This is a genomic window from Streptomyces sp., from assembly GCF_031178505.1.
Lineage (GTDB): Bacteria > Actinomycetota > Actinomycetes > Streptomycetales > Streptomycetaceae > Streptomyces > Streptomyces gulbargensis.
The window spans coordinates 1-9,022 of sequence record NZ_JAPSIW010000229.1 but is presented as its reverse complement, the minus strand read 5'-3'; the positions used below and the strand labels follow the sequence as shown (position 1 = coordinate 9,022).

8 protein-coding genes and 1 pseudogene are annotated in these 9,022 nt (G+C 73.3%); 2 read left to right on the top strand and 7 right to left on the bottom strand.

Annotation, left to right across the window (positions count from 1 at the left end; translation table 11 throughout):
* The 3 genes from tilS to dacB form a co-directional block, all read right to left on the bottom strand.
* Window positions 1–827 (bottom strand): tRNA lysidine(34) synthetase TilS (tilS, locus tag RIF68_RS17050; RefSeq protein ID WP_309052124.1); only part of this gene is annotated, 827 nt, incomplete at its 3' end.
* A gap of 221 nt (window positions 828–1,048) precedes the next feature.
* Window positions 1,049–2,188 (bottom strand): zinc-dependent metalloprotease, encoded by a 1,140-nt coding sequence (locus RIF68_RS17045; protein ID WP_309052123.1) that lies wholly within the window; start codon window positions 2,186–2,188, stop codon window positions 1,049–1,051.
* A 73-nt stretch (window positions 2,189–2,261) separates the two neighbouring features.
* Complete coding sequence (gene dacB, locus RIF68_RS17040) at window positions 2,262–3,713, bottom strand: D-alanyl-D-alanine carboxypeptidase/D-alanyl-D-alanine-endopeptidase (RefSeq protein WP_309052122.1); 1,452 nt, start codon at window positions 3,711–3,713, stop codon at window positions 2,262–2,264.
* A gap of 102 nt (window positions 3,714–3,815) precedes the next feature.
* Between dacB and RIF68_RS17035 the strand changes: the two genes are divergently transcribed.
* On the top strand, window positions 3,816–4,307 hold the full coding sequence (locus RIF68_RS17035) for an inorganic diphosphatase (protein WP_309052121.1): 492 nt from the start codon (window positions 3,816–3,818) through the stop codon (window positions 4,305–4,307).
* A gap of 119 nt (window positions 4,308–4,426) precedes the next feature.
* Window positions 4,427–6,085: a threonine/serine exporter family protein gene (locus RIF68_RS17030; RefSeq protein WP_309052120.1), complete on the top strand. Its 1,659-nt coding sequence runs from the start codon at window positions 4,427–4,429 to the stop codon at window positions 6,083–6,085.
* A gap of 33 nt (window positions 6,086–6,118) precedes the next feature.
* On the opposite strand, the gene RIF68_RS17025 is transcribed toward RIF68_RS17030, so the two are convergent.
* The 4 genes and pseudogenes from RIF68_RS17025 to RIF68_RS17010 form a co-directional block, all read right to left on the bottom strand.
* A complete protein-coding gene (locus tag RIF68_RS17025) occupies window positions 6,119–6,817 on the bottom strand; it encodes a VTT domain-containing protein (RefSeq protein WP_309052119.1) in 699 nt (232 codons plus the stop codon).
* Between the two features lie 158 nt (window positions 6,818–6,975).
* Complete coding sequence (locus RIF68_RS17020) at window positions 6,976–7,740, bottom strand: ABC transporter permease (RefSeq protein ID WP_309052118.1); 765 nt, start codon at window positions 7,738–7,740, stop codon at window positions 6,976–6,978.
* Window positions 7,737–8,690, bottom strand: coding sequence for an ATP-binding cassette domain-containing protein (locus RIF68_RS17015; protein ID WP_309052117.1), 954 nt, complete (start codon window positions 8,688–8,690; stop codon window positions 7,737–7,739). The genes RIF68_RS17020 and RIF68_RS17015 overlap by 4 nt, the downstream gene beginning before the upstream one ends.
* 91 nt (window positions 8,691–8,781) lie before the next feature.
* A pseudogene (locus RIF68_RS17010) lies at window positions 8,782–9,022 on the bottom strand (PadR family transcriptional regulator); the annotation flags it as partial.

Sequence of the window (9,022 nt, the reverse complement as noted above, 5' to 3'; positions counted from 1 at the left end):
AGGGCGCCCGCCTCGTCGCGTACGGCGGTCTCGGCGTCGGCGGCCCAGGTGTCGAGGGCGTCGGCGTCGTCGCGGGAGAGCTGGGCCGTACGGGCGAGTGCTTCGACGACGCCCTTGCCGAGGGCCTTCTCGAGGGCGGGGAGGCCCTCGTGGCGGAGCCGGGAGCGGGTGTAGGCGGGGTCGGTGTTGTGGGGGTCGTCCCAGACGGCGAGTTCCTGGGCGATGCAGGCCTTGCGGACGGTCTGCCGGTCGAGCTGGAGGAAGGGGCGCCGGTAGCGGCCGTGGGTGCCGGAGACGGCGGCCATGCCGGAGAGGGAGCGGATGCCGGAGCCGCGGGCGAGGCCGAGGAGGACGGTCTCGGCCTGGTCGTCGCGGGTGTGGCCGAGGAGGACGGCGGTGGCTCCGTGGCGTTCGGCGGCGGCGTCGAGGGCGGCGTAGCGGGCGTCGCGGGCGGCTGCTTCGGGTCCGCCTTCGCGGCCGACGGTGACGGTGACGGCCTCGGCGGGGGTGAGGCCGAGCGCGGTCATGCGGTCGGCGACCTCGGCGGCGCGGGCGTCGGAGCCTTCCTGGAGGCCGTGGTCGACGGTGATGCCGCCGGCGCGCAGGGGGAGCTTGCGGGCCTCGAAGGCGAGGGCGGAGGCGAGGGCCATGGAGTCGGCTCCGCCGGAGCACGCGACGAGGACGAGGGGGGTCCCGTCGTGCGCGGGGGCGGGGCCGGCGGGGTGGCCGGTGGTGCCGGTGGCGCGGTGGGTGTGTTCGGTGAGGACGTCGTGGAGTACGCGGCGGACCGCCAGGCGTATCGCCGCGACCGCAGGATGGGGACCCATGTCCGGTGCCCTTCGTGAATGGGGTGGGGTGCCTCGGTCGGAGTGTTAACGGTCGGGAAGGGGGGTTCGGTCACTCAATTCGGTCACGCAGAGTGCATCGATGGTGACAGAACCCGGCCCCTTACCCGAGCATTGCACGCCTCACCCCGTGCTCAGGGTCCCTCGGACGGGTGATTGGTGGAGGGTTTCACGCTGTTCTGGTGTCGTGTGCCGCACGCGTCTCAGGAGTCCGCCCTGCGGTGGACCCGGGCGATCCAGTCGGCGGGGGTGGCGATCTCGCTCTTGGTGGGGAGGGTGTTGGGCGAGGTCCAGACGCGGTTGAAGCCGTCCATGCCGACCTCGTCGACGACGGCGCGGACGAAGCGTTCGCCGTCGCGGTACTGGCGGAGCTTGGCGTCGAGGCCGAGGAGCTTGCGCAGGGCGAGGTCGAGGCGGGAGGCACCGCGGGCGCGGCGCTGCTGGAACTTCTCGCGGATCTCGGCGACGGAGGGGACGACCTCGGGGCCGACGCCGTCCATGACGTGGTCGGCGTGGCCTTCGAGGAGGCTCATGACGGCGGTGAGGCGGCCGAGGATCTCGCGCTGTTCGGGGGTCTGGACGAGTTCGACGAAGGAGGGGGACGGTTCGCCCTCCTCGGCCTCGGGGCGCCCGCCGACGAGGGTCTGGGCGGCTTCGCGGAGGCGTTCGACCACGGCGCCCGGGTCGACGTCGGTGGCGGAGAGGAAGGCCTGGATCTCGCCCTGGAGGTGGTCGCGGAGCCAGGGGACGGCGGTGAACTGGGTGCGGTGGGTCTCCTCGTGGAGGCAGACCCAGAGGCGGAAGTCGTGCGGGTCGACGTCGAGCTCGCGTTCGACGTGGACGATGTTGGGGGCGACGAGGAGGAGGCGGCCGCCGCCGTCGGGGCCCGCGGGGAGGTCGCGGGTGGCGGGGGCGAAGGTCTCGTACTGGCCGAGGATGCGGGAGGCGAGGAACGACAGGAGCATGCCGAGTTCGACGCCGGTGACCTTGCCGCCGACGGCGCCGAGGACGGCGCTGCCGGGGGTGCCGGAGCGGCGTTCCTGCATCTTGCCGAGGAGGGGGGTGAGGAGCTCGCGGAAGCCGGCGACGTTGGCCCTGATCCAGCCGGCGCGGTCGACGACGAGGACGGGGGTCTCCTGGTGGTCGGAGTCCTCGGGGAGCATCCGGGTGTAGGCGCGGACGTGCTGCTCGGAGGCCTTGGCGTGTCTGCGCAGTTCGGCCACGACCTCGCGGGCCTCCTCGCGGCTGACCTCGGGTCCGGGCCGTACGAGTCGCGTCGCGGTCGCGACCGCGAGGTTCCAGTCGACCATCCCTGATGTGCCTGCGCCACCGATGCTCGTCATGCGTCAACCGTACGGTCTCCGGGCGCGTTCGGTACCGGTTCGGTGCGGCTTCGCGCCCGCCCGGGTGCTCCGGTCAGCGGGTGAGGGCGGCGGAGAGGCGGTCGAGGGCGGGCTGGGCCTGTTCGGCGGAGGGGGTGGTGCCGGCGAGGAAGGCGAAGGCGAGGAGGCGGCCGCCGGGGGTGGCGACGGTCCCGGCGAGGGTGTTCACGCCGCGGAGCGTGCCGGTCTTGGCCCGGACGAGTCCGGCGCCGGCGGTGGCGGGCGGGGTGTCGTAGCGGGTGGCGAGGGTGCCGGTGAAGCCGCCGACGGGGAGGCCGGTGAGGACGGGGCGCAGGGCCGGGCGGGCGGGGTCGGCCGCGCGGGTGAGGAGGCCGGTGAGGAGGGCGGCGGTGACGCGGTCGCGGCGGTCGAGGCCGCTGCCGTCGGCGAAGCGGGTGCCGGCGAGGGGGAGGCCGAGGCGGGCGAGTTCGTCGTGGACGGCCTTCTCGGCGCCCTGGAAGCTGGCGGGCTGCCGGTGGGCGAGGGCGGTCTGCCGGGCGAGGGCTTCGGCGAGGTCGTTGTCGCTGTGGGTGAGCGTGCGCTCGGCGAGTTCGGAGAGGGGGGCGGAGTGGGTGCGGGCGAGGGGTTCCGCCCGGGGCGTGGGGCCGGGGGCGGGGAGGCCGGTGACCTGGATGCCGGCGGCGGTGAGGTGGCCGGCGAAGGCGGTGGCGGTGTCGCGGGCGGGGTCGGCGGAGCGGGGGGCGATGCCGCTGGTGCTGTCGTCGAGGCGGCCGGCGCGGGTCATGAGGGCGGTGACGGGGGCGAGGTTCTCGTTGTCGCGGCCGATGGGGTGGAGGGTGGGGCCCTGGTAGAGGCTCGTGTCGTAGGTGAGGCGTACGGAGGTGTGGCCGCGTGCGGTGAGGGTGCGGGCGGCGGTGGTGGCGAGGGCTTCGAGGCGGGCGGCGTCGAGGGTGGGGTCGCCGCCGCCGGTGAGGGTGAGCGTGCGGCCGTCGGGGTGGGCGGTGACGGTGGTGGCGATGCGGTGGTCGGGGCCGAGGGCGGAGAGGGCGGCGGTGACGGTGGCGATCTTGACGGTGGAGGCGGGGGTCATGGGGGTGGTGGCGCCCTCGGCGTAGAGCGTGGCGCCGGTGGCGGTGTCGACCACGGAGGCGGTGCGCAGCGGGCCGAGACCGGGATCGGCCATCAGGGGGACGAGGGCGGCGGCGAGGTCGGCCGGACGGGGTGCGGGCCCGGCGGGCTCCGCCGGCCCGGCGGGTGCCCGGTCGCCGCCGGCGGAAGCCTGCCCGGCGCCGAGGGCGGCGAGGACGGCGGGGGCGCTGGGGGCGGGGGCCGGGTGCCGGGGGGCGCCGGGGCCGGGTGCCGGGGCGTGATGTGCGCCACCCGCCGCGGGGGCGGCGGCGCGGGCCCGTTCCGCCGTACGCTGGCCTCCGTCCCAGGGCCCGGCCGCGGTGACCGCCGCGGCGGCCAGTGCCAGACCGAGTACGGCGGAGCCCGCCGTGAGCCGCCACGTCCTCGGTTCAGGCATTGCTGACCAGCCCCTTTCGCGATCACACACGTGCGTGAGGGACACTTAATCACCGCGCGTCGTCGCGAGCATTCACTTGTGTTGATTCAGGAGGAGCCACCCGTGGAGTTCGACGTCACCATCGAGATCCCGAAGGGGTCGCGGAACAAGTACGAGGTCGACCACGAGACGGGTCGCATCCGCCTGGACCGTCGCCTGTTCACGTCGACGGCCTACCCGACGGACTACGGCTTCGTCGAGAACACCCTCGGCGAGGACGGTGACCCGCTGGACGCGCTGGTCATCCTGGACGAGCCGACGTTCCCGGGCTGCCTCATCAAGTGCCGCGCCATCGGCATGTTCCGCATGACGGACGAGGCGGGCGGCGACGACAAGCTGCTGTGCGTCCCGGCCACCGACCCGCGCATGGAGCACCTGCGGGACATCCACCACGTGGCGGAGTTCGACCGCCTGGAGATCCAGCACTTCTTCGAGGTCTACAAGGACCTGGAGCCGGGCAAGTCGGTCGAGGGCGCCGACTGGGTCGGCCGCGCCGAGGCCGAGGCGGAGATCGAGAAGTCGTACGCGCGCTTCAAGGAGCAGGGCGCCCACTGAGGCCCTTGTCCGCGGAGACTGTGTGAAGGCGGTGCACCCCTCGGGGGGTGCGCCGCCTTCGCGCGTCCGGCGCACACTCATACTGGAATGCACGATTCCCTGGGGATGAGGCGGAGAGAGTGGTGGCGGAGCCGGAGGGTCCCGAAGAGGCTCCGGAGGACCGGAAGCCCCAGTCGGACGAGGCGCGCAGCGCTTTTGTGCCGCCGCCGGGGGTGGAGCAGCCCGCCCCGCCGGAGGAGGAGCATCCGACGTCGGAGTTCTCGCTGCCGGAGGGGCTGACGCCGGAGCCGCCTGCGGAGCAGGAGGGGTCGGCGTTCGCGCCGCCGTCGACGTACTCGGCGAAGAGCTCGCCGCCGGCGTTCACGCCCGCGTACGGGGTGCCGCTGGTGAAGCTGCCGCAGAACGCGCCGTGGCAGGACCGGATGCGCACGATGCTGCGGCTGCCGGTGGGTGAGCGGCCGGTGCCCGAGGCGGCGGGCAAGGAGGACGACGCGGGGCCGTCGGTGCCGCGTGTCCTGGACCTGACGCTGCGTATCGGTGAGCTGCTGCTGGCGGGCGGGGAGGGCGCGGAGGACGTCGAGGCGGCGATGTTCGCGATCTGCCGTTCGTACGGGCTGGACCGGTGCGAGCCGACGGTGACGTTCACGCTGTTGTCGGTGACGTACCAGCCGTCGCTGGTGGACGATCCGGTGACGGCGAACCGCACGGTACGGCGGCGGGGGACGGACTACACGCGCCTGGAGGCGGTGTACCAGCTCCTGGCGGACATCAACGATCCGGACCACGAGGTGTCGCCGGAGGAGGCGTACCGGCGGCTCGCGGAGATCCGGCGGAACCGGCATCCGTATCCGGGGTGGGTGCTGACGGCGGCGGCGGGGATGCTGGCGGGCGCGGCGTCGGTGCTGCTGGGCGGCGGGCCGACGGTGTTCTTCGTGGCGGCGCTGGGCGCGGTGCTCGGCGACCGGCTGGCGTGGCTGTGCGCGGGGCGGGGGCTGCCGGAGTTCTACCAGTTCCTGGTGGCGGCGATGCCGCCGGCCGCGATGGGGGTGCTGCTGACGCTGCTGCACGCGGATCTGCGGCCGTCGGCGGTGATCACGGGTGGCCTGTTCGCGCTGATTCCGGGGCGGGCGCTGGTGGCGGCGGTGCAGGACGGTCTGACCGGTTTCTACATCACGGCCTCGGCCCGGCTCCTGGAGGTCGCCTACTTCTTCGTGGCGATCGTGGTGGGCGTGCTGTCGGTGCTGTACGTGGCGGTGCAGTTCGACGCGCAGCTGAACCCGGAGGGGGAGCTGCGGGCGGTGGAGCGGCCGGTGACGCAGATCCTGGCGTCGATGGTGCTGTGCGCGACGTTCGCGATCCTGTTGCAGCAGTCGCGCGGGACGGTGCTGTTCGCGACGCTGAACGGCGGGGTGGCGTGGGTGATCTACGCGTCGATCGCGGTGACCGCGGAGGGGTCGACGGTGATGGCGACGGCGGTGGCGGCGGGGCTGGTGGGCCTGTTCGGGCAGTTGATCGCCCGCTATCACCACACGTCGTCGCTGCCGTACGTGACGGCGGCGATCGGTCCGCTGCTGCCGGGTTCGGCGACGTACTTCGGGGTGCTGGCGATCGCCCAGAACAATCTGGACCAGGGCTTCGCCTCGCTGGCGAAGGCGTCGGCGCTGGCGCTGGCGATCGCCATCGGGGTGAACCTGGGCGGCGAGCTGGCCCGCCTCTTCATGCGGGCGCCGGGTGCGGGGGCGGCCCGCCGCGCGGCGAAGCGTACGAGGGGCTTCTGAGGCGGCGGGCCGGGTACGGCTCCGGGGGCGGGGTCAGCGCCTGGCGTGGCGGCCGCCGCGCGGCTGGGCGGCGGCGCCGGGGCCGTCGTGCTCCTCGCGCGGGGGGTTCTTCTTCGACTGGGAGCGGGCCCGCAGGTACTCGATGACGATCGGGATCACGGAGATCAGGACGATCGCGATGAGGATCGCCTCGATGTGCCGGTGCACGAAGTCGATCTTGCCGAGGGAGGCGCCGAGCAGGGTGACGCCCGCGCCCCAGAGCACACCGCCGATGACGTTGAAGGTGATGAAGGATCGGTAGTTCATCCGGCTGACGCCCGCGATGATGGGCGTGAAGGTGCGGACGATGGGCACGAAGCGGGCCAGGATGAGGGACTTCGGGCCGTGCTTCTCGAAGAACTCGTGGGCCTTCTCGACGTTCTCCTGCTTGAAGAGCTTCGAGTCGGGCCGCCGGAAGAGGGCGGGGCCGACCTTGCGGCCGAAGAGGTAGCCGACCTGGTCGCCGATGATCGCGGCGGCGACGATGAGGGTGCACACCAGCCAGAGCGGGTAGTCGAGCTTGCCGGTGGTGACGAGCAGGCCGGTGGTGAAGAGGAGCGAGTCGCCGGGCAGGAAGAAGCCGATGAGGAGGCCGGACTCGGCGAAGACGATGACGAGGACACCGATGAGACCGAAGGTCTGGATCAGGTAGTCCGGGTCCAGCCAGCTCGGTCCGAGGGCAAGCGTATTCACGGGTTCCGGGCTCCTGCGGTTCGGTGGGGGCATGGGGACGGTGCGCGCCCCAAGCTATCAACGCCGTGGGGGGTCCCCCGGTTCCACCCGGCTTCCACGGGATGCGGGGGCGCCGCCGGTTCGTACGTCCCCGCCGGCGCCCTTCCCGTTTCGCCCGGCTACGTCCCGAGCCGGGCGAACCTCCGGACGGCGAGCGGGAAGAAGATCGCCAGGAGCAGCAGCGGCCACAGCAGGGCCGCTCCGAGGTGGCCGGGTTCGCCGCCGGGGTTGCCGAGGAGGGCGCGGACGGCCGTCGCGGTCGCGGACATCGGGTTCCACTCCACGGCCGTGCCGAGCCAGCCGGGCATGGCGTCGGGCGAGGCGAAGGCGTTGGAGAGGAAGCCGACGGGCCAGACGAGGATCTGCACGGCCTGGACGAGTTCGGGCCGGCCGGCGACCAGGGCGAGGAAGATCCCGATCCACAGCATCGCGAAGCGCAGCAGGAGCAGCAGGCCCAGGGCCCCCAGGAAGGCGCCGGGGCCGCCGTGCGCCCGCCAGCCGATCGCGTGTCCGACGCCGGTCAGGAGGAGGAGGCCCACGGCCGACTGGAGCATGTCGGCCGCGGCCCGTCCGACGAGGACGGCGCCGTCGGTCATCGGCATGGCCCGGAAGCGGTCGACGACCCCCTTCCGCAGGTCCCGGGTCACCGCCGTCATGGTCCCTTCGAGGCCGAAGACCATGGTGAGGGTGAGCATGCCGGGCACCAGGTAGTCCACGTAGGGTCCGTCGACGGCCCGCCCGCCGCCGACGAGGTAGCCGAACATCAGCAGCATCATGACCGGGAACACGAGCCCGACGAGGACCTGCACCGGCTGCCGTGCCCAGTGGGCCAGTTCCCGGCGGGTCATCGTCCAGCAGTCGCTCACCGCGTACGCCGCGCTCATGCGGCCACCTCCGCCGTCCGCTCGCCGGTCAGTCTCAGGAACACCTCGTCCAGCGTCGGCCGCCGCAGGGCCACGTCCTCGGCCTCGATGCCGGCCTCCTCCAGGGCCCGGACGGTCGCGGCGAGGGAGGCCATGCGGTCGTGCACGGGGACGCTGATCCGGCGCCGGTCGCGGTCGACGTCCGTACCGGCGGCCGGGAAGGGCAGTACGGCGGCGGCCTCGTCGAGCCGGGCCGCGTCCCGTACGACCACGTCGATCCGGTCGGCGCCCGCCCGCGTCTTGAGGGCGTCCGGGGTGCCGTCGGCGACGACGCGGCCCCGGTCGACGACGGAGATCCGGTCGGCGAGCCGGTCGGCCTCCTCCAGGTACTGGGTGGTGAGGAGCACGGTGGTGCCGCCGCCGACGAGGGAGCGGACGGAGTCCCAGACCTCGCCGCGCCCGCGCGGGTCGAGGCCGGTGGTGGGTTCGTCCAGGAACAGCACGTCGGGGTCGGTGACGAGGGAGGCGGCCAGGTCGAGCCGCCGCCGCATGCCGCCGCTGTACCGCTTGACGGGGGTGCGGCCGGTGTCGGCGAGGCCGAAGCGCTCCAGGAGGGCGCCGGCCCGGGCGGTGGCGCCGCGCGCGCCGAGGTGGTGGAGCCGTCCGAACATCTCCAGGTTCTGGCGGCCGTCGAGCTCCTCGTCCAGGGCGGCGTACTGGCCGAGGAGGCCGATCCGGCGGCGGACCCGGCGGGCCTCGGTCCGCACGTCGTGGCCGGCGACCCGGACGAGACCGTCGTCGTGCCGCAGGAGGGTGGCCAGGATCCGTACCGTCGTGGTCTTGCCCGCGCCGTTGGGGCCGAGCAGGCCGTGGACGGTGCCGCGCGCGACCCGCAGGTCGAGGCCGTCCAGGGCGTTCTTCTCTCCGAACCGCTTGCGTGCGCCTTCCACGAGGATCGCGTCCTCTGTCATGCCGTTCCTCCCGAAACATCCGTAGTCAAGTTTGACCACTGAGCACCGACGGAGGAAGGTATGCCCTCCCGGACGCATTAGTCAAACTTGATTAATCCCTGGGCGGGGCGGCGCCGGTCGCGTACGGGTTCTCCTGGCCTTCGGCGAGGACCCCGACGAAGGGCTCGCCCTCGCCCGCGAAGACGTACGCGCCCCCCTCGATCCTCTCGATGAGGCCGAGTGTCCACTCCTTGCCCGCGTCGGCCGAGTGCACCCAGAGGTGCATGATCTCCCCGATGTGCCCGAGCTGCCCCGGACCGCCCTCGGGGGTGTAGTACTCGGTGACCGCGGTC

What these genes read in the sequence shown, in the direction of transcription:
- RIF68_RS17045 (WP_309052123.1), bottom strand. Translation starts at nt 2,188, where the DNA reads ATGACGAGCATCGGTGGCGCAGGCACATCAGGGATGGTCGACTGGAAC.
- dacB (WP_309052122.1), bottom strand. Translation starts at nt 3,713, where the DNA reads ATGCCTGAACCGAGGACGTGGCGGCTCACGGCGGGCTCCGCCGTACTC.
- RIF68_RS17020 (WP_309052118.1), bottom strand. Translation starts at nt 7,740, where the DNA reads ATGAGCGCGGCGTACGCGGTGAGCGACTGCTGGACGATGACCCGCCGG.
- RIF68_RS17015 (WP_309052117.1), bottom strand. Translation starts at nt 8,690, where the DNA reads ATGACAGAGGACGCGATCCTCGTGGAAGGCGCACGCAAGCGGTTCGGA.